21 protein-coding genes and 1 pseudogene are annotated in these 23,281 nt (G+C 64.0%); 13 read left to right on the top strand and 9 right to left on the bottom strand.

Going from position 1 to position 23,281, the window contains the following annotated elements:
• The first annotated feature begins 102 nt into the window (after nucleotides 1-102).
• From aauS to BLV47_RS05855, 6 genes are all read left to right on the top strand, one after another.
• Nucleotides 103-2,004 (top strand): two-component sensor histidine kinase AauS, encoded by a 1,902-nt coding sequence (aauS, locus tag BLV47_RS05880; RefSeq protein ID WP_092310974.1) that lies wholly within the window; start codon nucleotides 103-105, stop codon nucleotides 2,002-2,004.
• Nucleotides 2,001-3,326, top strand: coding sequence for a two-component response regulator AauR (gene aauR / locus BLV47_RS05875; RefSeq protein WP_092310971.1), 1,326 nt, complete (start codon nucleotides 2,001-2,003; stop codon nucleotides 3,324-3,326). The genes aauS and aauR overlap by 4 nt, the downstream gene beginning before the upstream one ends.
• Before the next feature lie 27 nt (nucleotides 3,327-3,353).
• Nucleotides 3,354-3,683 carry a GlpM family protein gene (locus tag BLV47_RS05870; protein ID WP_169892259.1) on the top strand — a complete coding sequence of 110 codons (330 nt, stop codon included), beginning with the start codon at nucleotides 3,354-3,356 and terminating at the stop codon, nucleotides 3,681-3,683.
• A 167-nt stretch (nucleotides 3,684-3,850) separates the two neighbouring features.
• Nucleotides 3,851-4,771 (top strand): arginase family protein, encoded by a 921-nt coding sequence (locus BLV47_RS05865; RefSeq protein ID WP_092310968.1) that lies wholly within the window; start codon nucleotides 3,851-3,853, stop codon nucleotides 4,769-4,771.
• Nucleotides 4,768-5,142 (top strand): DMT family transporter, encoded by a 375-nt coding sequence (locus tag BLV47_RS05860; protein ID WP_092310965.1) that lies wholly within the window; start codon nucleotides 4,768-4,770, stop codon nucleotides 5,140-5,142. The genes BLV47_RS05865 and BLV47_RS05860 overlap by 4 nt, the downstream gene beginning before the upstream one ends.
• Nucleotides 5,143-5,173: 31 nt before the next feature.
• On the top strand, nucleotides 5,174-5,575 hold the full coding sequence (locus BLV47_RS05855) for a DMT family transporter (RefSeq protein ID WP_047288912.1): 402 nt from the start codon (nucleotides 5,174-5,176) through the stop codon (nucleotides 5,573-5,575).
• A gap of 78 nt (nucleotides 5,576-5,653) precedes the next feature.
• On the opposite strand, the gene BLV47_RS05850 is transcribed toward BLV47_RS05855, so the two are convergent.
• On the bottom strand, nucleotides 5,654-6,520 hold the full coding sequence (locus BLV47_RS05850) for a fatty acid desaturase family protein (RefSeq protein WP_092310962.1): 867 nt from the start codon (nucleotides 6,518-6,520) through the stop codon (nucleotides 5,654-5,656).
• Nucleotides 6,521-6,623: 103 nt separating this feature from the next.
• The gene (locus BLV47_RS05845) at nucleotides 6,624-7,394 is read right to left on the bottom strand and encodes a MipA/OmpV family protein (RefSeq protein WP_092310959.1); all 771 of its coding nucleotides are present in this window, start codon (nucleotides 7,392-7,394) and stop codon (nucleotides 6,624-6,626) included.
• Between the two features lie 229 nt (nucleotides 7,395-7,623).
• On the opposite strand from BLV47_RS05845, the gene BLV47_RS05840 reads away from it, so the two are divergent.
• Genes BLV47_RS05840 through BLV47_RS05815 form a run of 6 tightly spaced genes read left to right on the top strand, consistent with a single transcriptional unit; the run spans nucleotide 7,624 to nucleotide 14,864 of the window.
• Complete coding sequence (locus BLV47_RS05840) at nucleotides 7,624-8,319, top strand: HAD-IB family phosphatase (protein WP_011063137.1); 696 nt, start codon at nucleotides 7,624-7,626, stop codon at nucleotides 8,317-8,319.
• Complete coding sequence (locus BLV47_RS05835) at nucleotides 8,312-9,706, top strand: aspartate aminotransferase family protein (RefSeq protein ID WP_092310956.1); 1,395 nt, start codon at nucleotides 8,312-8,314, stop codon at nucleotides 9,704-9,706. The genes BLV47_RS05840 and BLV47_RS05835 overlap by 8 nt, the downstream gene beginning before the upstream one ends.
• Nucleotides 9,703-10,569 carry an alpha/beta hydrolase gene (locus BLV47_RS05830; RefSeq protein WP_092310953.1) on the top strand — a complete coding sequence of 289 codons (867 nt, stop codon included), beginning with the start codon at nucleotides 9,703-9,705 and terminating at the stop codon, nucleotides 10,567-10,569. Before BLV47_RS05835 ends, BLV47_RS05830 begins: the two co-directional genes overlap by 4 nt.
• 14 nt (nucleotides 10,570-10,583) lie before the next feature.
• A complete protein-coding gene (locus BLV47_RS05825) occupies nucleotides 10,584-11,711 on the top strand; it encodes a GNAT family N-acetyltransferase (protein ID WP_092310950.1) in 1,128 nt (375 codons plus the stop codon).
• A complete protein-coding gene (locus BLV47_RS05820; protein WP_092310947.1) occupies nucleotides 11,708-13,480 on the top strand; it encodes a sensor histidine kinase in 1,773 nt (590 codons plus the stop codon). The genes BLV47_RS05825 and BLV47_RS05820 overlap by 4 nt, the downstream gene beginning before the upstream one ends.
• Complete coding sequence (locus BLV47_RS05815) at nucleotides 13,470-14,864, top strand: sigma-54-dependent transcriptional regulator (RefSeq protein WP_092310943.1); 1,395 nt, start codon at nucleotides 13,470-13,472, stop codon at nucleotides 14,862-14,864. Before BLV47_RS05820 ends, BLV47_RS05815 begins: the two co-directional genes overlap by 11 nt.
• A gap of 98 nt (nucleotides 14,865-14,962) precedes the next feature.
• On the opposite strand, the gene BLV47_RS05810 is transcribed toward BLV47_RS05815, so the two are convergent.
• Entirely contained in the window at nucleotides 14,963-15,997 is a 1,035-nt protein-coding gene (locus BLV47_RS05810; RefSeq protein WP_092310940.1) for an alpha/beta fold hydrolase, read from the bottom strand.
• A 179-nt stretch (nucleotides 15,998-16,176) separates the two neighbouring features.
• Nucleotides 16,177-18,485: pseudogene (metE, locus tag BLV47_RS05805) on the bottom strand (5-methyltetrahydropteroyltriglutamate--homocysteine S-methyltransferase).
• Nucleotides 18,486-18,593: 108 nt separating this feature from the next.
• Between metE and metR the strand changes: the two are divergent.
• Nucleotides 18,594-19,511 (top strand): transcriptional regulator MetR, encoded by a 918-nt coding sequence (gene metR / locus BLV47_RS05800; RefSeq protein WP_092317061.1) that lies wholly within the window; start codon nucleotides 18,594-18,596, stop codon nucleotides 19,509-19,511.
• A gap of 23 nt (nucleotides 19,512-19,534) precedes the next feature.
• Here the strand turns inward: metR and BLV47_RS05795 are convergent, their stop codons facing one another.
• From BLV47_RS05795 to BLV47_RS05775, 5 genes are all read right to left on the bottom strand, one after another.
• Complete coding sequence (locus BLV47_RS05795) at nucleotides 19,535-20,044, bottom strand: GNAT family N-acetyltransferase (RefSeq protein ID WP_092317058.1); 510 nt, start codon at nucleotides 20,042-20,044, stop codon at nucleotides 19,535-19,537.
• A gap of 30 nt (nucleotides 20,045-20,074) precedes the next feature.
• Nucleotides 20,075-20,713 (bottom strand): LysE family translocator, encoded by a 639-nt coding sequence (locus tag BLV47_RS05790; RefSeq protein ID WP_092310937.1) that lies wholly within the window; start codon nucleotides 20,711-20,713, stop codon nucleotides 20,075-20,077.
• Nucleotides 20,714-20,737: 24 nt separating this feature from the next.
• Complete coding sequence (locus BLV47_RS05785) at nucleotides 20,738-21,172, bottom strand: NUDIX hydrolase (RefSeq protein ID WP_092310934.1); 435 nt, start codon at nucleotides 21,170-21,172, stop codon at nucleotides 20,738-20,740.
• A 99-nt stretch (nucleotides 21,173-21,271) separates the two neighbouring features.
• On the bottom strand, nucleotides 21,272-22,618 hold the full coding sequence (nosR, locus tag BLV47_RS05780) for a response regulator c-di-GMP phosphodiesterase, NosR family (protein ID WP_092310931.1): 1,347 nt from the start codon (nucleotides 22,616-22,618) through the stop codon (nucleotides 21,272-21,274).
• 193 nt (nucleotides 22,619-22,811) lie between these two features.
• Complete coding sequence (locus BLV47_RS05775) at nucleotides 22,812-23,081, bottom strand: type B 50S ribosomal protein L31 (protein ID WP_092310928.1); 270 nt, start codon at nucleotides 23,079-23,081, stop codon at nucleotides 22,812-22,814.
• Nucleotides 23,082-23,281 lie beyond the last annotated feature (200 nt).

Below are 23,281 nucleotides of genomic sequence, written 5' to 3'. Positions count from 1 at the left end.
GCGATGGGACGGCATCTGACTCCCCTATCGTCAGCGCCGCCCTTATCGCCGGCAAGCCGGCGCCTACAGACACTGCGCAGTGGTTGACCCAAGGCATCTGTGATGAAATGCGACCCCACTCTCTATCGCGCCGCGCCGCCATCACTTGCCGTGAAACCCCGTCTGATCCGCCAGCTGTTCCTGCCGCCCCTGGTCATCCTGCTGATGATCGGCCTGGGCTACATCGGCTTCTGGGTCAGCGAACACAACGGTATCCGCACCCTCGGCGAAAATGGCGAACGCCAGCTGGAACTGCACGCCCGCGCCGTAGAAAGCGAGATCAGCAAATACACCTATCTGCCCAGCCTGCTGGAACTGGAATCCAGTGTCTCGCGTTTGCTGGACGATCCCTCGCCGGAACACCGGCAGACCGTCAATCAATACCTCGAAGGCCTCAACCGCCGCAGTCGCAGCCGGGCCATCTATGTCCTGGACACCACCGGCCGGGTACTGGCCACCAGCAACTGGCGCGACGTCGACAGCTACCTGGGTGAGGACCTGTCGTTTCGCGCCTACTTCCAGAACGCCGTGCGCGGCCAGCCCGGACGCTTCTACGGCATCGGCAGCACCAACGGCGAACCCGGCTACTACCTGGCCCACGGCCTGGAAGAGCACGGCAAGATCATTGGCGTGGCGGTGGTCAAGGTGCGCCTGGAAGCCCTGGAAGAACGCTGGCAGCGCGCCCGCCTGGAGGCCTTCGTCAGCGACGAGAACGGCATCATCATTCTCTCCAGCGACCCGGCGCGTCGCCTCAAGTCGGTCCGCCCCCTGAGCGACGACACCAAGGAGCGCCTGGCCCGCAGCCTGCAGTACTACTGGTTTCCGCTCAATGAACTCGAACCCCTGGCCCGGGAGCGCCTGGCCGAAGGCGTGGAGAAACTGACCTTCCCCGCCAACACCGAGCTCGAATCCGACGGCAAGGCCATCAGCTACCTGTCCCAGACCCGTCCCCTGAGCGACACGCCGTGGAATTTCACCCTGCTCACGCCCCTGCAGGACCTGCGCCGCGAAGCCATCAACCAGGGCATCCTGGTGGCCGTGGCGTTTGCCCTGGTGGCCTTCTTGCTGATCGCCTGGAACGAGCGACGCAAGGTCATCGCCACCCGCCTGGCCGCCCGTGAAGCCCTGCAGGAAGCCAACAGCCAGCTGGAACGGCGGATCGCCGAACGCACCGCCGACCTGCGGGCCAGCAACGAGCGGCTCAAGGGCCAGATCCGCGAACGCCGCCAAGCCGAGGAAACCCTGCGCCGGGCCCAGGACGAGCTGGTCCAGGCCGGCAAGCTGGCGGCCATCGGCCAGATGTCCACCAGCATTGCCCACGAACTCAACCAGCCCCTGGCGGCGCTGCGCACCCTGTCCGGCAACACCGTGCGCTTCCTCGAACGCGGTGCCCTGGACACCGCCAGCGCCAACCTCAAGACCATCAACGAACTGATCGACCGCATGGGCCGCATCACCGCCAGCCTGCGCTCCTTCGCCCGCCGCGGCGACGACCAGGGCCAGGCCAGCCTGGACAAGGCGGTGGACGCCGCCCTGCAGATTCTCAACGCCCGCATCGAACCCCTGCCCCTGCAGCTGCACCGCGACTTCAGTGAACAGACCCTGCAGATCGACCAGACCCGCCTGGAGCAGATCCTGATCAACCTGATCGGCAATGCCCTGGACGCCATGCAGGCGCAGCCGGCGCCGGAACTGTGGCTGGAAGGCGAACCCGGCGACGGCAAATACCGCCTGCGGGTGCGCGACAACGGCCACGGCATCGATCTTGAGGCGCGCAAGCACCTGTTCGAACCCTTCTTCACCACCAAACCCGGCGAGCAGGGCCTGGGCCTGGGCCTGACCCTGTCCGCCAGCCTGGCCGCCGCCACCGGCGGCAGCCTGGGGGTGGAGCACCCGACAAGCGGCGGCACCGCCTTTGTCCTCTGCTTGCCACTGGCAAGCCCCACTCAAGCCGAGTCGATATGAACAACGAGCTGACCGTGCTGATCGTCGAAGACGACCCCCATGTCCTGCTGGGTTGCCAGCAGGCCCTGGCCCTGGAAGACATCCCCTGCATTGGCGTGGGCAGCGCCGAGGAGGCCCTGGCCCAGGTTGGCGACAACTTCCCCGGCATCGTGGTCAGTGACATCCGCCTGCCGGGCATCGACGGCCTGGAACTGCTGAGCCGCCTCAAAGAGCGCGATCGCAGCCTGCCGGTGGTGCTGATCACCGGCCACGGCGACATCTCCATGGCCGTCGGCGCGATGCAGAAAGGCGCCTACGACTTCATGGAAAAACCCTTCTCCCCCGAGCGCCTGGTGGACGTGGCCCGCCGTGCCCTGGAACAACGGGGCCTGGCCCGGGAAGTGACTTCGCTACGCCGCCAACTGGCCGAGCGCAATTCCCTGGAAGGCCGGATCATCGGTCGCTCGCCGGCCATGCAGAACCTGCGGGAGCTGATCGCCAACGTCGCCGATACCTCGGCCAACGTGCTGATCGAAGGCGAAACCGGCACCGGCAAGGAGCTGGTCGCCCGCTGCCTGCATGACTTCAGCCGCCGCCATTCGCAACAGTTCGTCGCCCTGAACTGCGGCGGCTTGCCGGAGAACCTGTTCGAAAGTGAAATCTTTGGCCACGAGGCCAACGCCTTCACCGGTGCCGGCAAGCGGCGCATCGGCAAGATCGAGCACGCCCACCAGGGCACCTTGTTCCTCGATGAAGTGGAAAGCATGCCGATCAACCTGCAGATCAAGCTGCTGCGGGTATTGCAGGAGCGGACCCTGGAACGCCTGGGGTCGAACCAGAGCGTGGCCGTGGATTGTCGGGTGATCGCCGCCACCAAGTCGGACCTGGACGAGCTGAGCCGGGCCAAGGCCTTTCGCAGCGACCTGTACTACCGCCTCAACGTGGTGACCCTGGAACTGCCGCCCCTGCGCGAGCGCCGCGAGGACATCCTGCAACTGTTCGAACACTTCCTGCAGCAGTCATCCCTGCGTTTCGACCGGGCCGTGCCGGAACTGGACAACCAGACCCTGTCGAGCCTGATGAGCCACGACTGGCCGGGCAACGTGCGCGAACTGCGCAACGTCGCCGAGCGCTTCGCCCTGGGCCTGCCGGCGTTCAAGAAGACCGGCGCCAGCCCAGCCCAGGGCCTGGGTTTTGCCGAGGCGGTGGAAGCCTTCGAACGCAACCTGCTCAACGATGCCTTGCAGCGCAGCGGCGGCAACCTGACCCAGGCCAGCCAGGAGCTGGGCATGGCCAAGACCACCCTGTTCGACAAGGTCAAGAAATACGGCCTGAGCCATTAACCCAAGGCGCGAGTATCCATGGATCTTTTGTTGAAGGCCGCCCTGGGCGCGGCGGTGGTGGTGATTCTGGCGGCCCTGGCCAAGACCCGGAACTACTACATCGCTGGCCTTGTGCCGCTGTTCCCGACCTTTGCCCTGATCGCCCACTACATCGTCGGCAAGGGCCGTTCGCTCGACGACCTGAAGACCACCATCCTGTTCGGCATGTGGTCGATCATTCCCTACTTCGTCTACCTGGCGACCCTGTATGTGATGGTCGACCGCCTGCGCCTGGAAGCCTCCCTGGCGGTGGCGGCCGTGGCCTGGCTGATTGCCGCAACGATCCTGGTCAGCGTCTGGGTGCGCCTCCACGCCTGAGACCCCGCCCTTTTCTGTAGGAGCGAGCTTGCTCGCGAAGCCGGCGCCGCGGTCTGTCGCCGGCCACCCTGGCCCAACCCTTGCATTTACCCGCTAAAGCCCGTCCAGCCTGCGTTTGCGCGTTATCACGCAGTTTCTGGAGGGCGCTGCCATGGGTAAAGAACACCTTGAATATCTTAGATCTCGACCACAGCCTGACCGCCCAGGAGCCGATCATGCGGCGCCTGAATAGCGGCCAGGCGCGACGCCTTGACCTGCTGGACCTAGGCCCCAAGCTGCGCCTCTGGTCCACCGAACGCACCTACCGCCATTTTCGCGAGCGCCTGGGCCAACGTCCCCGGCACAGCGGCCCGCAGCCGGAAATCTTCTTCGTCGGCTCCGGTGACTATCACCACCTGACCCCAGCCTTTCTGTACGACCTCAAAGAGCCGGTGAGCCTGATCCACTTCGACAACCACCCCGACTGGGTACGCTTCGCCCCGCGCCGGCACTGCGGCTCCTGGGTCAACCGGGCGCTGCAGTTGCCGAACATCCAGCGCATCGTCACCCTCGGCCCTTGCAGCGAAGACCTGCACAACCCGCAACTGCGCGGCGGCAACCTCGGCGCCCTGAAGCACGGCAAACTGCAGCTGTTTCCCTGGCAACACGCGCCGTCCAAGGTCTGGGGCCGGGTCGGCGACGGCGCCGGGCATCAGCAGCAGGAAAACCACCTGCACTGGCGCAACCTGGCGGACCTGGACTGGGCCAGCTTCCTTTCGCAGATGATCGACAGCCTGCCCACCGAAGCGGTGTGGATCACCATCGACAAGGACGTGCTGGCCAGCGAAGACGCCGCCACCAACTGGGACCAGGGCGGCATGCGCCTGACCCACCTGCTGCAGGCGCTGCGCGAACTGGCGGCGCGCAAGCGCATCCTGGGCATCGACGTCTGTGGCGAGTTCGCCCAGCCGGCCTTCAGCAACGCCTTCAAACGCTGGGAGGCCAAGTCCGACCAGCCCCCGGCCGAGCGCTGGAGCCAGGACGACCTGCTGCGCAACTCAGTAACCAATGAAGCCCTGATTTCGCTGTTCGAGGAGCTGTTCCCGTGACCCTGACCGTTGTTCTACTGGTGGCCTTTTCGATCCTCCTGGACGTGATCGGCCAACTCTGTTTCAAGCTCGGCCTCGACCGCCTGCCGGAGCTGGAAGGCGGCTTTCGCCTGAATGCCTTCTGGGGCCAGGTGTTCAACGCGCCCCTGCTGTGGTGCGGCATCGGCGCCTACGCCATCGAGTTCTTCGTCTGGCTCGAAGCCCTGTCCCGGGCGCCCCTGAGCCTGTTGTTCCCGGCAGCGGCCCTGGCCTATTGCGGCGTGGTACTGGCGGGCAAGGTGGTGCTGGGCGAGGTCGTCAGCCGCCGACGCTGGCTCGGCACCCTGGTGATCACCGCCGGGGTGATGCTGGTGTGCGTGGCCAGTACCTGAGCCTCATTCAACGAATAGAAGGAAACGCTTCATGAGTTCGAACACCTCCCACGGCTGGCTGCACGAGCGTCTGGGCACCATCGTGCTCTGGGCCCTGCTGATCGGCTTCGAGAGCGCCGGGCAGATCGCCACCAAGGTCGGCGGCGACCAGTTGGGGCAGATGGACTTCAACCTGCAATGGCTGGCAGCGGTTGCGGTCAATCCCGGCGTGTTGATGGCAATTGCCTGCTACATCGGCGCTTTTTTCGTTTGGATGCTGATCCTGCGCCGCAGCAGCCTGTCCCTGGCCTTCCCCCTGAGCTCCCTGGTGTTCGTGGTGGTCCTGCTGGGGTCGTGGCTGGGCCTGGGTGAGCAGATCAGCCTGCTGCACTGGATCGGCGTCTTCGTGATCATCGGCGGGATTGCCCTGCTGGCGGAGGGTGAAGAGGCCTGAGGGCCCCTTCGCTGGCAAGCCAGCTCCTACGGTGGGGGATTGGCGTGACGTCCTGGCCGGCGAAAGGCGGTCTTGCGGTCAGGCTTTGCGGTGGGATAGCAGGAAGCCCAGGCCGTGGGACAGCGGAATCACTTTTACCCCCGCCGCCCGCTGCTGCTCGCGAATCTCGCGGTGGAAGGCCTTGACCTTGGTCCAGTGCATCTTCGGCCGGTAGTGATGCTCGGCGTGGTAGCCGTTGTTCATCCAGATCAGGTTGTACAGCGGGCTGTAGGAACTCACGCCCCAGGCAATCGGCAGGTCGGGATTGCCCCCCAGGTGCTCGTAGTAGCCATTGAGGGACGACAGCGATTGTCCCAGGTACCAGAACGGCAGCAGCACCAGCACCGCGTGCCAGTCATACAGCGCCAGGGCCAGGTAGAAGGCCACGGTGACGCCGATTTCCACCTTCACCCAGCGCGCATCGTCAGGCCGCTTGCGCTGCATTTCCTGGTAGATCTCCTTGGGGTCGTCGCGAAAGAAGCTCAGGAAGGTGTAGGCCCAGGGGTTGTCCGGCTGGCCATTCTTGCCGTGCAGGTAGATCGACAGCGGGTCCACGGTCTTGCCCTGGGCATCGGGTCGATCGGAGTTGCCACGGTGGTGACGGTTGTGGATGTCGCGGTACAGGGTCTGGGAAAAGCCGATGGTCACCGACAACAGCAGGTCGAAGGCGCGGTTCATCCACCCCGGGGTGAAGTAGGCGTTATGGATCTGATTGTGGGAAATGCTGTTGATGCTCCACGACAGGCTGACCGCATACAGCAGCGCCGCCGGGAGAATGACCCACCAGGACAGGGCGTGAAAGTCCAGCACCAGCCACAGGACAAAGGCGAAATGCGCCAGGGCCATGACAATCGGGATCAGGTCCCAGAGGGAATGGGCAAGCAGACGGTAGGCGGGTCGAGCCATGAAGAACTTCCTGAGAAATTGAATTCATGACCGCCTTTGCAAAGGCCAGACCAGTTTTCACCGGAGCCAGCGCAGGCCGGGTCGCGGCCGGCGCTGGCGCGCTTCAGAACTTGTAGCTGATGGCGGTCTGTACCTGGCCCTGGTTGACCTCGCCCCGATCACGAACGATGGAGCTGTCCGCGGCGGAATTGGCCAGACGGATCCAGCTGGCGCTGGCCACCAGCGACCAGTTGTCCCCCAGGGGGAACTGGAAACTCTGGCTCAGGGTGAAGTTCTGCAGGCCACCGCCGGCGTTGTAGCGGTCGATACCGGAGGCCAGGGAGTCTTTGCTGCTGACGCCATAGAAGGTATTGGCCTGGCGGTCGTCGGCAAAGTGCAGGGTCAGTTCGTTGCTGCCAATGATGCCCATGCCCAGGGGATAACCGATCTCGCCACCGAGCTTGCCCAGCAGGCCGCCCTGGCCGCCGGCACCGCCAACCGCCTGGCCCAGGGTGGCGAATAGCCGCCAGAAGTCATCCGGAGCGTATTCAATGAAACCGCCGATATCGGCCATGTCGCGCACGTCCCGCAAGCCGCGCAGCTTGCCGTCGGAGTTGCGCCCCTGCAGGTAGTTGACGTAGGGACCGACACTCAAGCCATTGCCCTTGAAGGCACTCCAGGTCAGGCCGTCATCGGTGCTCAGGCTGACATCGCCCCACTCCAGATCCATATATGGCAGCGGCACCGTGTCGTAGCTGCTGCCGGTCGGGTCGTGGGGCTGGTAGCCGAGGCCAAGTCCCAGTTCACCGGTGATGCCGGAGTCGGCGGCGGCGCCCATTGCCGCGCCCAGCGACAGCAGGCCGGCCAGGATGGCGGAGAAAGAAAGCCTAGGCATGAGTGAGTTTCCTTGTCTGAACAGCCGCGCATCAATCACCAGAGCGGCCCATGGATGCAAGCACTGATGTTGGTTGTAGCAAGCTACAAAAATTGTAGCCAGAAAGCTACAAATCCCCTCCCAACCCAGCCAGAGCCCCGGCCCTGCTGGGTTTTCGCCACTTGGCACAGTCCCTGCTGTACCCCTGCCGCAAGCGCAAACAGCGCTCTTATTCAACAGGTAACAGCAGATGATGCACTGGCATATCGTATGTGACTTCGACGGGACCATCTCCCGCGCCGACGTGATCGATAACGTTCTCCAACGCTTCGCCGACCCGAGCTGGGAAGGTATCGAGCAGGAATGGCTGGACGGTCACATCGGCTCCCGAGAATGCCTCAGCCGCCAACTGGCCCTGGTCAAGGCTTCGCCCGCCGAACTGCTGGGCTACTTCGACAGCGTCGAAATCGACCCTGACTTCCCCGACTTCGTCGATCACGTGATCGGCCTGGGCGCTTCCATCGAAGTGGTCAGCGACGGCATCGAACAGGGCATCGCCCGGATCCTGGCACGCAACTACGTGACCCTGCTGCCGATCCTCGCCAACCGCCTGCGCCAGGTCGACCACAACAGCTGGCGCATCGACTTCCCCTATGCCAGCGACGCCTGCCGCGCCGCTTCCGGCAATTGCAAGTGCAAGTCCACCCCACGGGGCAAGCGCGTGCTGGTGATCGGCGACGGTCAGTCGGACATGTGCGTGGCTTCCACCGCCGACTTCGTGTTCGCCAAGGACCGCCTGGCCGACTACTGCGAACGCAACAAGATTCCTCATGCGCGGTTCGACTCCTTCGCCGAACTGCCGGCGCTGCTGGCCAAGCTGCCGAACAACGCCGCCAACGCGACCAATTTCTCTCTTGAAACCCAGGAACTCTTCCACCATGTCTGATATCCGCATCGCTACCGCCGAAGACCAGATCCTTCTGGAAAAAGAAGCCAAGTACTGCTCCTACGGCGATACCGTTCACTACATCGAGCCGCCGCGCATTTTCAGCCGCTGCGAAGGCTCCTATGTCTGGGACACCAGCGACCAGGCTTACCTCGACCTGCAGATGTGGTACTCGGCGGTGAACTTCGGCTACGCCAACCCGCGCCTGAACAACGCCCTCAAGCAACAGATCGACACCCTGCCGCAGATCGCCAGCCAGTACCTGCACAAGGGCAAGATCGAGCTGTCGGAAATGATCGCCGTGGACGCCAAGAAGAAGTTCGGCCTCGATGGTCGCGTGCACTTCAACGTCGGCGGTTCGCAGTCGGTCGAGGACTCGCTGAAAGTGGTGCGTAACGCCACCAACGGCAAAAGCCTGATGTTCGCCTTCGAGGGCGGCTACCACGGTCGTACCCTGGGCGCCTCGTCGATCACCTCCAGCTACCGCTACCGTCGCCGCTACGGCCACTTCGGCGAGCGCGCGCAGTTCATCCCGTTCCCGTACCACTTCCGTGGCCCTAAAGGCATGACCAAGGAAGAGTACGGCAGCCACTGCGTGAAGCAGTTCGCCCGCCTGTTCGAAACCGAATACAACGGTGTGTGGGACCCGAAAGTCGGCCAGAGCGAATACGCCGCCTTCTACGCCGAGCCGATCCAGGGCACCGGCGGCTACGTGATCCCGCCGATGAACTTCTACAGCGAGCTCAAGCAGGTCCTGGACCAGCACGGCATCCTGCTGGTAGTGGACGAAATCCAGATGGGCTTCTACCGCACCGGCAAGCTGTGGTCGATCGAGCACTTCGACGTCCAACCCGACGTGATCGTGTTCGGCAAGGCGCTGACCAACGGCCTCAACCCACTGGGCGGCATCTGGGCCCGTGAAGAGCTGATCAACCCGGGCGTGTTCCCGCCAGGTTCGACTCACTCCACCTTCGCCTCCAACCCACTGGGCACCGCCGTGGGCCTGGAAATGTTCAAGATGACCAGCGAGATCGACTACGGCGCGATGGTCATGGAAAAGGGCAAGTACTTCCTCGAAGGCCTCAAGGACCTGCAGAAGCGCTACCCGATCATCGGCGACGTCGACGGCCTGGGCCTGGCCCTGCGCTGCGAAATCTGCACCACCGACGGCTTCACCCCGGACAAGGCGACCCTGGACTTCATGGTCGAGGAAGGCATGAAGGGCGACATCGAAATCGACGGCCAGCGCCTGGGCCTGATCCTCGATGTGGGCGGCTACTACAAGAACGTCATCACCCTGGCCCCGTCGCTGGAAATCAGCTACGCGGAAATCGATCTGGGCATCGCACTGCTGGACCGCCTGCTGGATCGGGCCATGAAGCGATGAGCCAGGCTGAGATCGATCTGGGCGAAGGCGACGCCGGCTTCGTTCTCGGCACGGGTCCGGTCGGGGTCTTGTTGATCCACGGCCTGACCGGCACCCCGACGGAACTCCGTCGGGTGGCCCAGGGCCTGGCCAAGGACGGAACGTGCACCGTGTACGTTCCGACCCTGCCCGGGCACTGCGGGGACAACAGCGACCTGCAGGCCACCGGCTGGCAGGACTGGTACGAGGGCGTGCGCAAGACCTTTGTCGGCGTGCAGCAGCGTCACGAGCAGGTGTTCGTCGGCGGCTTGTCGATGGGCGCGGTGATGTCCATGTACCTGGCCTCCGAGCATCCGGGGCGGATCAGCGGCCTGCTGATGTACTCCACCACCCTCAAGTACGACGGCTGGAGCATCAACAAGCTGGCGTTCCTCACGCCGTTGCTGATGAAGATCCCCTTTGGCGTGCACATCTGCCGTTTCGAAGAGAAGCCGCCCTACGGCATCAAGAACGAACGGCTGCGGGCCATTGTCGAGAAGCAGATGAAAGCCGGCGAAAGCAGCAATGCCGGACTCCTGACCATGGAGGGCGTGACGGTGCGCGAGTTGCATCGGATGAACGCCGTGGTCAAGAAACGCATGCCTTCGATCATGACCCCGGCCCTGGTGCTGCACTCCAGCGAGGACGACATCACCAGCCCCTGGAACGCCGACTACGTGGAGCGCAAGCTCGGCGGCCCGGTGACCAAGATCCTCCTCGACAACTGCTATCACATGATCACCGTTGACCTGCAGTACCTGCGGGTGATCGAGCTGAGCGTCGACTTCATCCAGCAACGAGTGACCCAGCCCGCCGAACGTGAAGACTACCGACAGCTGGCGTGACTTAAGGAAGAGACGTGATTACCGCCCGAGCCTTTTCAACCATACAGGCCATCGAACGCAGCGCCTGGAATGACTGTTTTCCAGAGGCCCTGGAGGATTGGGATTACTACCTGGCCGTGGAAAAAGCCGCCATTGCCGACTTTCAGTGGCGCTACCTGGCGGTCTTCGAGGGCTCGACCCTGGTGGCGGTGGCTCCGGCCTTCACCACCCAGTACCGGCTCGACACCACCGTTTCGGGACTGGCCAAACGCTTTACCGAGCGCCTGGAGCGCCAGTGGCCCGGTGTCCTGCAACTGCGCCTGTACGCCATCGGCTCGCCGGTGGCCGAACAGTGCAATGCCGGCACCGCCAGCCATGTCCCGCCCCAGCGTCGCCAGGCCTTGCTCGAAGAACTGCTGAAACTGGCCCGGCGCGACGCCGACAGCTTTGGCATCGGCCTGTTGGCGGTCAAGGATGCCCCCAGCCACGATCAGCAATGGGCCGACAGCTGCCTGGCCGCCGGCCTGCAAGCCATGCCCAGCCTGCCCACCGCGTTGTTGCCCGTGCCCTTCGCCTCGATCGACGCGTACCTGGGCACCCTGGGCAAATCCACCCGCAAGGACCTGCGCCGCAAACTCCGGGCGCCGGGACCGCGCATCGAATGGCGCCGGCAGATCGACGATGTGCTGCCGGACATCATGCGCCTGTACGAAGCGACCCTGAACCGCAGCGACCTGCAGTTCGAACGCCTGCCGGCGGACTACTTCACGGCGATCCTGGAGCAGTTGGGCGACCGCGCCGCCTGCGTCCTGTACTGGGTCGGCGAGCAGTTGGTGGCGTTCAACCTGATCCTCATCGACCAGCATCGGCTGATCGACAAGTTCTTCGCCCACGACCTCAATGTCAGTCGCGAGCACAACCTGTATTTCCGCAGCTGGCTGGCCAATGTCGACTACTGCATCCAGCAACGAATTCCGCTCTACGAGTGCGGCCAGGCGGGCTATGCCAGCAAACTGCGTCTGGGTTGCCGCTTCACCGGTAACATGCTGTTTTTCCGCCACCGCAATCCGTTGCTCAATGCCCTGCTCAAAGTGATAAAACGCTTTGTTCGCCCGGATCGCTCCGACCCCGCCATGGCTGCTGCAATAAGCGAAAGTACATGACCAGAAAAGATCGTCGCCCGCCCCGCCCCTTCGCCATCTCCCGCTGGAGCCTGCAGCGCAAGCTGGTGCTGGCATTCTGGCTGGTCAGTGTGATCCCCACCATGATCGCGGCTGAGCTGGCGGCCACCACGCTGTCGGAAATCTTCGACAGCAACGTGCGGATCTGGCTGCAGGAGTCGACCAAGATCGTCGAGGACGAGATCACCGAGATCCTGCGTGACAACGCTCGGATCGCCCAGCTGTTCCTGCGCTACACCCGCCCGCCCACCGATCGCAATGCGGCCAAGCACGACAAGCTCACCGCCGACATCGCCGACTCCATGGGCATCGACGTGGTGGCGCTGATCCGCAAGAGCGACCACAAGGTGATGTTCACCACCGCCGCCGATGACGTGGTGGGGCAGATCAGTACCGCCTCCAATGCCGTGCTGCAGACCATCCAGGTTGGCGGGGTGGCCACCGGGGCGGTGGTTTCGACCTTCCAGACCCAGCTGGACGGCGTCGACTATCAGCTGTTGATCGCCACCTACCTGGACGCCAGCTTCCTCACCAGCGTGGCCGATGTGCACTCCCTGGACCTGCGCCTGTACCTGGCCAAGGCCGATGACTTCTCCGAGATTTTCGCCACCCAGCGCTTTGAGGATCACCCGCCGCGGGTGCCGCACAAGATCGAAGACATCCTGCGCGCGACGCGCCAGCCCACCGAACAGTTCACCAGCCGCTACAGCGGCCTGTACCGCCCGATCTTCAATGACAGCGGCGACCTGGTGGGGGTGATTTTCAGCGGCTTGCTGCGCCACAGCAGCCTGGTGGGCCTGGTCAACCAGAGCAACCTGTTCATCCTGATCTTTCTCCTCAGCTCGGCGGCCTCGCTGTGTGTCGGCTGGCTGGTGTCGCAACGCTTGACCCGGCCGCTGCGGGGCCTGTCCAAGGGCGTCCAGGCGGTGATTGCCGGCGACTACCGGCAACGGGTGCCGGTGATCGGTGGCGACGAACTGGCGGAACTGAGCAGCACCTTCAACCACATGACCGAACGCCTCGGCGAACTGCAGCACCTGGAATCCCAGTTGCGTCGCCGGGACCGCCTGCACGCCCTGGGCGAAGTGGCCATGGGCCTGGCCCACGAGATCCGCAATCCCCTGGGCATCATCAAGACCGCCACCCAACTGCTGCACCGCCGGGCCAACCTGCCGGAAAACGACAAGCGCCACCTGGAATACGTGATCAGCGAAGTCAGCCGGATCAATGACCTGATCACCGAATTCCTCGACTTCGCCAAGCCCAGCGCGCCGATCCGCGCCACGCAGCCGGCGCGCCCTTTGCTGGAAGAGTTGCTGGGCTTCTGCGCCCCGGAACTGGCGACCCACAACATCGATGCACGCATCGACGACCAGGCCCCCGGCGCGACCATCCACGCCGATGCCCGGCAGCTCAAGCAGGCCTGCCTGAACCTGATCCTCAACGCCATCGACGCCATGCCCGAGGGCGGCCGCCTGACCCTGGGCATTGCCCAGCAGGAAAACGAAACCGTCATCAGCGTCAGCGACACCGGCCAGGGCATCGAGCCGGACATGCTGGAGCGCATTTTCACCCCATTCGTCACCACCAAGGCCTCGGGCACCGGCCTGGGATTGGCTAAAGTCTTCTCGATCATGGAAAGCCATGACGGCCATATCGAGTGCGCCAGCGAAAAAGATGCCGGCGCCACCTTCAGCCTGTACATTCCGGCCAACGGTGAAGAGGACGACGAGGACAGTGATGACGCATAACCTGCTGGTGGTCGACGACGAACCGAAACTCTGCGACCTGCTGTCCTCGGCCCTGAGCCAGGACGGCATTCAGGTGTTCACCGCCAGCAACGGCCTGCATGCCCTCAAGGTGCTGGAGCAGGAGGACATCGACCTGGTGATCAGCGACTGGCGCATGCCGGGCATGGACGGGCCGCAGTTGCTGGGTGAAATCAAGCAGCGCTACCCGAACCTGCCGGTGATCGTGATGACCGCCTACAGCACGGTAAAGAACGCCGTGCAGTCCATGCGCAACGGCGCCTACGACTACATCGCCAAGCCGTTCGATATCGACGAGCTGGACATCACCGTCAGCAAGGCCCTGCAGTTTCGCGACATTCTCAAAGACAACCAGCGCATGCGCGCCGAACTCGACGAACACCAGCAGTTCGACAGTCTGGTGGGCGACAGCCCGACCTTTCGCCAGGTGCTGCAGGCGGTGGACTCAGTACGCGACAGCAATGCCACCATCCTCCTGACCGGAGAAAGCGGCACCGGCAAGGAAATGGTCGCCAGGGCCATCCACAAGCATGGCAATCGCGCCGACAAGCCGTTTGTCGCGGTCAACTGCGCGGCGATTCCCGAGGGCCTGCTGGAGAGCGAGATGTTCGGCCATCGCAAGGGCGCCTTCACCGGTGCCGTGGCCGACCGCATCGGGCGCTTTCAGCAGGCCGACAAGGGCACCCTGTTCCTCGATGAAGTGGGCGACATGCCCCTGGCCCTGCAGGCCAAGATCCTGCGCGCCCTGCAGGAGCGGGTGATCGAGCCGGTGGGCGATCCCCGGGAGCGCAAGGTCGACGTGCGGGTGATTGCCGCGACCAACAAGAACCTGCTGGAGGCGGTGGCCAACAAGGAATTCCGCGAAGACCTGTACTACCGCCTCAATGTGTTTCCCATTCCCCTGCCGGCGCTGCGCGAACGGGTCGAAGACATCGCTCCGCTGGCCCGCCACTTCGCCCACAGCCTGGGCGCCGCCGCGGGCAAGCGCATCACCGGCTTCAGCCCGCAGGCGCTGCAGGCCATGGCCAGCTACAACTGGCCGGGCAACATTCGCGAACTGCAGAACTGCGTGGAGCGCGCCACCATCGTCGCGCGCGCCTCGGTCATCGAAGAGAGCGACCTGCCGGGCTATCTGTTCGACACCCAGCCTGCGGGAGTCGAAGGCAGCCCCCTTCCCAGCGTCAGTGCGCCTGTGCCCAGCGACCTGGACGCAGCCCTGGCGGAGGTGGAACGCAGCTACATCCTCGCGGCCCTTCAACAGAGCAACGGCGTCCAGGCGGCGGCGCAGATGATCGGCATTTCCGAGCGCAGCTTCTGGTATCGCCTGAAAAAACTCGGCATTCAGGTGGACAAGATTGTCCGCTGACGCGGACAGCTCTCAGCGGCAAGCTTCAAGCGGCAAGAAAAACCAGCCCGTAGGAGCTGGCTTGCCAGCGAACAGCCTCACGCCGGCGCTCGGCTCGCCTAAAGCACATTGCTATTGTCCACGGGTTCGATCTGCGCCCAGTGGGAGCTGTCTTCGCGATGGCTTTGCAGGTACGGCAGCACCGCCGCCAGCAAGGGTGCCTTGAAGGCTTCCTGGAAGCGATGGGCCAGGCCCGGGATCAGTTTCAACTGGCTGCCCTGGATCTGCGCCGCCAGGTGCACCCCGTGCATCACCGGCAACAGCGGATCGGCGGTGCCGTGCACCACCAGGGTCGGCACCCGCAGTTGCTTGAGCAGCGCCACCCGGCTCGGTTCGGCGAGGATCGCCATGATCTGGCGCTGAACCCCTTGCGGGTTGAACGCCCGGTCATAGGCCTGGGCCGCCTGATGCAGCAGGACCCGACGATCATCCGCGACCTTGGGGCTGCCCAGCGCCGCCAACAGGTCGGCCTGTTGCTCCAGGGCCACTTCGCGGTTCGGCGCATTGCGCCGGGACAGTAACTGCACCAGGGCCGCGTTGGGTGCCGGCAGGCCTTCGGCGCCGGAGCTGGTCATGATCAGGGTCAGGCTCTCGACCCGCTGTGGCGCCATGGCCGCCAAGTGCTGGGCAATCATCCCGCCCATGCTCGCCCCCAGCACATGGAACTGCTCGACGTGCAGGGCATTCATCAGCCCCAGGGCATCGTCGGCCATGTCGGTCAGGGTGTAGGGCGCCGACACCGGCAGGCCCAGCTTGTAGCGCAGCACCTCGAAGGTCAGGTTGGCGCTGTCCGGCGTCTGCCGCCAGGTGGACAGGCCGACGTCGCGATTGTCATAGCGAATCACCCGAAAGCCCTGCTGACACAAGGCCATGACCACCTCGTCCGGCCAGTGGATCAATTGCCCGCCCAGGCCCATGACCAGCAACAGCGCCGGATCGGAAGTACGGCCAATGCTCTGATAGGCCAGGCTCACCTGTGGCAGGTCGACCCGTTGCGTGGGTACGTTGATATCGCAGCGCGCGGCCGCAAAGGACAGCTGGCCGAGCAATAGCCCGGCCAGCAGGATGACAGTGGAAAACAATCTTGCCCGCATGGAAAACACCGAAACGCAGAACCCCAGTGGAGCGCGAGTCTGATGAACTTCGATGATTCGCGCTGCCACAGTTGCGTGACAGTTTGATGAAGATTGCCCAGCGGTCATCACTGGGGAGACGGTCGGACGGCGCTTGCCTGGCCGACGAAGAGCGATGATCGCCTTCGCCGGCCAGGGGCTCAGGCCAGCTGGCTGCGCAACTGCCGGGCGGCGGCCACCATGTTCACCAGGGCCGCTTCGGTTTCCGGCCAGGCGCGGGTCTTCAGGCCACAGTCGGGGTTGACCCATAGGCGCTCGGCGGGAATGCGCCGGGCGGCCTTGCTGATCAGCTTGACCATCTCGGCGGTATCCGGCACCCGTGGCGAATGGATGTCGTACACCCCAGGGCCGATGTTGTTGGGATAATCGAAGGCCTCGAAGGCTTGCAGCAACTCCATGTCCGAGCGGGAAGTCTCGATGGTGATCACGTCGGCATCCATGGCGGCGATGGCGTCGATCACGTCGTTGAACTCGCTGTAGCACATGTGGGTATGGATCTGGGTTTCGTCCTTCACTCCAGAGGCGCTCAGGCGGAAGGCCTGCACCGCCCAATCCAGGTACTCCTGCCATTGCGCCCGGCGCAGGGGCAGGCCTTCGCGGAACGCCGCCTCGTCGATCTGCACGATCTTGATCCCGGCCTGCTCCAGGTCCTGCACTTCATCGCGCAGGGCCAGGGCCAACTGCTGGGCCTGGACCTTGCGTGGCACGTCCTCCCGGGGAAAGGACCACATGAGCATGGTCACAGGCCCCGTGAGCATGCCTTTCATGACCTTGTCGGTGAGGCTCTGGGCGTACTGGATCCAGTCCACGGTCATGGCCCGGGCCGACTCAGGTCGCCATAGATGATCGCCGGCTTGACGCAGCGTGAACCGTAGCTCTGGACCCAGCCGAAGCGGGTGAACAGGTAACCGTCCAGTTGTTCGGCAAAGTACTCCACCATGTCGTTGCGCTCGGCTTCGCCGTGAACCAGCACGTCCAGCCCCAGGCGCTCCTGAATCTCCACCGCGTGACGGATCTCACGGTGCATGGCGTCGGTGTAGTCATTGAGCGACAGCTTGCCTTGCTTGTAGGCCTGGCGCGCCAGGCGGATCGATGAAGTCTGCGGGAACGAGCCGATGGTGGTGGTGGGAAAGGCCGGCAGTTGCAGGCGCGCCCGCTGCTGCTCGATGCGTCGGGCGAAGGGCGAGCGACGCTGGCTGTCGGCGGCGCCGATGGCCTCGACCCGCGCCTGGACCTGGGGCTTGTGAATCCGTGGTGAGCGGGCGCGGCTGGCCTGGACCGCCCGGCTTTGCGCCAGGGCCGCCTGCACCGCAGGGGCCTGGGGATCGTTCAGGGCGTCACGCAAGACCGAGATCTCGCCACATTTCTGCACGGCGAAGGCCAGCCAGCTTTTCAGTTCCGCATCCAGCTGATCTTCCCGGGACAGGTCCACCGGGCTGTGCAGCAGGGAGCAGGAACTGCTGACCCAGAGGTTGTCGCCAAAACGCTCCTGGGCCACCTGCAACTGTTGCAGGGCCTGCTCCAGTTCGCAGCGCCAGACGTTGCGCCCGTTGACCAGCCCCACCGAAAGAATCTTGTAGGTCGGCAGCCGGTCCAGGACCTGGCCGAGTTGTTCCGGGGCACGCACCGCGTCGATGTGCAGACCGTCCACCGGCAGGCCCACCGCCAGGCCAAGGTTGTCTTCCAAGCCGCTGAAGTAGGTGGCCACCAGCTTTTTCAAGGGCGAGTACTGAAGGATGTGGTAAGCCCGCTCGAAGGCGCTCTTCCATTCCTGGGGCAGGTCGAGGGTCAGGATCGGCTCGTCGATCTGCAGCCATTCCACGCCCTGGGCCTTGAGCCGGTTGAGGATCTCGCCGTACAGCGGCAGCAGGCGCTCCAGCAGGTCGAGCTTGTTGAAGGCGTTGCCCTTGGCCTTGCCCAGCCACAGGTAGGTCAAGGGGCCGATGATCACCGGCTTGACCTGATGCCCCAGGGCATGGGCCTCTGCGACCTCGTCGAACAGCTGCTCCCAGCTCAGTTGGAAAGCCTGGTCGGCGCTGAATTCGGGGACCAGATAGTGGTAGTTGGTGTCGAACCACTTGGTCAGTTCCTGGGCGTATTGCGCCTGCCCCTGCTCGCCGCAGCAACCACCGGACGCGCCACGGGCCATGGCGAACAGGGTGTCCAGGGTCGGACGGCCCTGGGCATCGCGAAGGTTGTCGAAGCGCTCGGGAATCACGCCGAAGGTCAGGGAATGGGTGAGCACCTGGTCGTACCAGGCGAAATCGCCCACCGGCAACAGGTCGATGCCGGCGTCTTTCTGCAACTGCCAGTGCCGGGCCCGCAGCGCGCGGCCAATCCCCTGCAAGGCCGCCTGATCGAGGTCGCCCTTCCAGTGGGATTCAAGGGCTTTTTTCAGTTCGCGGTCAGCGCCGATGCGGGGAAAACCGAGGGTGTGGGCCAGGGCCATGGGAAAGTGCCTCCTTGTAAAAGATGGCGCTATTGTCGACAGCCCAAGCAACATGAGACAAACTCAACCTTTTCGTGTTGATCGCAAAATTTACTCATGGAGAAACTGGTGCTCGAAATCCGTCACCTGAAGACCCTGCACGCCCTGCGCGAAGCCGACAGCCTGGTTGAAGCCGCCGAACGCCTGCACTTGACCCAGTCCGCCCTGTCCCATCAGTTCAAGGAGCTGGAAGAGCGCCTGGGCATGCCGTTGTTCGTGCGCAAGACCAAACCGGTGCGTTTCACCAGCGCCGGCCTGCGCCTGCTGCAATTGGCGGACGCGACACTGCCCCTGCTGCGCGCCGCCGAACGGGACATCGCCCGCCTGGCCGGTGGCACCGCCGGCCGCTTGCACATGGCCATCGAATGCCACAGCTGCTTCCAGTGGCTGATGCCGACCATCGACCAGTTTCGTGATGCCTGGCCGGAAGTGGAGCTGGACCTGGCTTCGGGGTTTTCCTTCGCCCCGCTGCCCGCCCTGGCCCGGGGCGACCTGGATCTGGTGGTGACCTCCGACCCTGTGGAGTTGACCGGCATCACCTATGTGCCGCTGTTCACCTACGAAGCCATGCTCGCCGTGGCCAACCAGCACGCCCTGGCGAACAAGCCCTACATAGTTCCCGAAGACCTGCTGAACGAAACCCTGATCACCTACCCGGTGGAGCGGGACCGCCTGGACATCTTCACCCGCTTCCTGGAACCGGCGGACATCGAGCCGGCGCAGGTGCGCACCTCGGAACTGACGGTGATGATGATGCAACTGGTGGCCAGCGGTCGGGGTGTGTGCGGCATGCCGCACTGGGCCCTGCATGAATACAGTTCACGGGGCTATGTGAAGGCCAAGCGCCTGGGGGAAAAGGGCCTGTTCGCCACGCTGTACGCCGCGGTTCGCGCCGACATGCTGGACGCGCCCTACATGCGTGACTTCCTGCTGACGGCCAAGGACACCTCGTTCTCGACCCTGGATGGGGTCAGCGCGGTACGCTGATCCGCCGGGCGCCGCGGCCCGGGTCAAGCTTCGACCGGCACTTCCCGCCACATATGGATCTTGTCGAAATAATCCTCCTCCACGCGCACCGCCTGGGGTTCCAGACCGAACTGGACAAAGCCGCAGCGCCGGTACAAGGACAGCGCCGGGTCATTGCCCGCCGTCACTGTCAGTTGCAGCAGACGCAGTCCTTCGTACCGCGCCGCCTCGGCCAGCAGTTGCTGCACCAGTTGCCGGCCCAGGCCGCTGCCACGTTGCTCGGCCGTGACGTAGAGGCCGAACAGGGTCGCCTTGTGCCGGGCCTTTTCCCGCAGCTCGAAGGCCAGGCCGACGATCCCCGCCAGCCGTCCCTGGACAAAGGCTCCGAGGATCAGGTCCAGCTCCCCGTCCAGACGAGCGCCCCACCAGGCCAGGGGCAGTTTCTCGCGCTCCCTGACACTGGAGGTGAACGCCTGGGGATGGCGCGCGTAGGCTTCGAGCATCAAGGCCCGGTATTGCTCGGCATCGTCAGGCGTCAGTTGCTGAATCTGCAGGCTCATGGGGGGATCGTCAGTGCGTGCTATTCAGTTGGTACGGCGTTGTTCGAACATCAACCGCACCGCCAGCCCTGCCAGCACGAACCCCATGAAGTAGCGCTGTACCGAGAGCCAGGTCGGGTTGTTGGCGAACCAGGAGGCAATGCCCGCGGCAAACAGCGCGATCAGCAGGTTCACCGAAAAGCTCACGCTGATCTGGGTCATGCCGAGAATCAGGCTCTGGGCGAACACCGAACCATGCTCGGGGTTGATGAACTGGGGAAAGATCGACAGGTAGAACATCGCAATCTTGGGGTTCAGGGCGCTGGTCAGAAAGCCCATGGTCACCAGTTTGCGCGGCGAGTCCGCCGGCAGCTGCTGGGCTTCGAACGGCGAACGGGCGCCCGGCTTGAGCGCCTGCCAGGCCAGCCACAGCAGGTAAAGGGCACCGGCCCACTTGAGCACTTCGTAGGCCAGGGGCACCGCCATGAACACCGCGGTCAGCCCCAGGGCGGCCGCGAACAGGTGGACGAAGAAACCCGCCACGACACCCAACAGCGAAGTGACGCCGGCCTTGCGTCCCTGGCAGATCGAACGGGATATCAGGTAGATCATGTTCGGCCCGGGGGTCAGCACCATCAACAGCGACGCGGCAGCGAAGATCAGATAGTCGTGGAGTGGAATCATGGCAGTCCTTGGCAAACGGAGGGGTCAGGCGAGATCCGCCTGGGCCTGGCGATAAAACGGCAAGATCAGATCCCGTGTCAACGGCGCCAGGAACAAATCGCCATCGCCGGCCGGATCGATCCAGCGCACCTCCTCGATCTCTGCCGCTGGAAGCACCGGGCCGTTTATGTGGACCAGAAATACCTCGGCCTCTACCACATGCCCCGGCTCATTGGCCGCCGGTGCGGAAAACTGCTGCAGGTAGCGGGCCTTGCTCGGGTCGATGCACACCCCCAACTCCTCTTCCAGCTCCCGGGCCAGAGCCTGCACCGGCAGTTCCCCGGCCTCGATCTTGCCACCTGGCTGCATGAAGGCCTGGGTGCCGCGCTTGCGCACCAGCAGGGTCCGACCGTCGGCACCGATCAGCAGCGCGGCGGCAATACGAATGATGGAGGGAGCAGCAACGGAAAACGACGACATGGGAACCCGGGAGCCTTGAGAGTGAGGGCGCAAGGATCCCATGGCCGGCGGAGGGCCGTCATCCGCCGCCGACACTTTTCGACGCTTCATCGCCTTGCTTCAGGCCCTCATCGGCGTCTCCTGGGGCAGCTTGACGAACACGCTGTAGCGACCGCCCTCCATGGTTTCAAAGGCGATCAGCTTGTCCACCAGGGGCATGCTCAACACCTTGCCGGCGTTGAGCAGCAGCATGCCGTTGTCGGCATTCAGGTTGCGCGCCAGAACCATGCCCGCCTGCAGCTCCCGGGTGCTCAGTACCTTGACCGAAGGGTCGCCCAGGGTCACGTCGCTCAGGTACACCGAACACACCTGGATGAAGCCTTCCACCAGTTGCGGGTCGTACAGCCGACCGGCGTACTTGCGGATGAACACCAGGGCCTCGTCGCTGTTCATGCGACGTTCGAGGATCAGCCCGCACTGCAGTTCGACAAAGTCCACCGCCAGCTTGAGCAGCCGCGAGCCCAGGGGAATCGCCTCGCCCTTGAGGTGATCGGGAAAGCCGGTGCCGTCCCAGTGCTCCTGGTGGTGACGGATCAAACGCGCGGCATCCTGCACCGGCTCCAGGGTCATCAGCAGGGACTCGCTCTGCGCCGGATAGGCCCGATAACGCTCGCGCTCATGGTGATGCAGCAGATCGGCCGGGGTGATCATCATGCTGTCGCTCCAGCTCAGCTTGCCGATGTTGTGCAGGGCCGCGGCCATGGCCAGGTCGCGCTGGGCCACGGCGTCGATGCCCTGAACCTTGCAGTAGGCGCGCACCAGTTCGATGATCCGGCGGTTGGTCTGCTTGTCGCTGGGCAGACGCTGGTTCACCAGCAGCGAGAACAGCTCGGCGCCGGTGGCATAACTGTGCTTGAGCTCTTCATAGGCCAGATCAAGCATGTCGGCAGTTTGCTGCAACTCGGCGGTACGGGCCGCAACACGCTTCTCCAGCAGGGCGTTGACCGCCTTGAGCTCGCGATTCTGCTGCTGGGCCAGGGCTTCCAGGCGCTGGCGCTCGCGTTCGGAATGCTGATGGTCCAGGGCCTGGCGCAGGGTCAGCAGCAGCTCCTGGTCGTCCCAGGGCTTGCTCAGGTAACGGTAGATTTCCCCTTCGTTGATCGCCTTGGCGATCAGCTTCAAGTCTGGATCGCCGGTCAGCAGGATCCGCGTGGTAGCTGGGTAGTCCTGGTGCAGGCGCGCCAACAGGGTCGCTCCGTCCACCTGGGGCAGATGGGCGGCGCTGATCACCAGGTCCACTTCCTCGCGGGCCATCACCTGCAGCGCCTCGCTGGCATCGTGGGCCAGGTACAGGCGGTAGTCATGGGCGCTGAGCAGTTTGTGCAGGCGTTGCAGAACAGTGTCCTGGCTATCCACCAGCAGGACCCCAGGCAAGCGTGTGACTGTGGCAACGTTCAGTTCACCCATGAGACACCTCGGGTCACCATCGATGCACATGTCCTTGATGAGTGGTGCTGGCACCCTGATCCCTGTTGCCTGATTCAAGACTAGAAGAATTTCCAGTCCGAATGATGGCTTTTTAATGCCATCCATCCGTTGCCGCGTCCAGGCGCAGCCAAGAGCAGGCGCCGCCTTCAGGCAACGCCTGCCAGCCAGGCTCTCACTTGGCCGCTTTGCCGCTGGAGCCGAAGGAAGCGAAACGCTTGTTGAAGCCGGCGATACGGCCTTCGGACTGGGTCTTGCGCTGCTGGCCGGTGTACACCGGATGCGAGGCGCTGGACACGTCCAGGGTCACGTAGGGGTAGGTCTTGCCGTCGCTGTGGGTATGCGTGCGATCGGTGTCGACGGTGGAGCCGATGAGAAAGAACACGTCGGCGGCGGTGTCGTGAAACAGCACGGTGCGATAGTCGGGGTGGATGTTGGGTTTCATCAAAGTCTCCAGCGGCTGGGGTTAAAAAACTGTTATACAGTAACAATAAAATCCCACACAAACGAGAACTTATCGCAATAAGATCCTGCAACAATGGTCTAACGCCAGCCTTGATCCGCCGATTCAGGCTTGCCCGCACGGCACCGGCGGGCCAGTATGCTGGGCTGCAACGCTCTGACACAGCCGTGAATTCCTATAAG

It is taken from the genome of Pseudomonas saponiphila (assembly GCF_900105185.1).
In the GTDB taxonomy this organism is placed as follows: domain Bacteria; phylum Pseudomonadota; class Gammaproteobacteria; order Pseudomonadales; family Pseudomonadaceae; genus Aquipseudomonas; species Aquipseudomonas saponiphila.
This window is presented reverse-complemented; position numbering and strand designations above follow the sequence as displayed.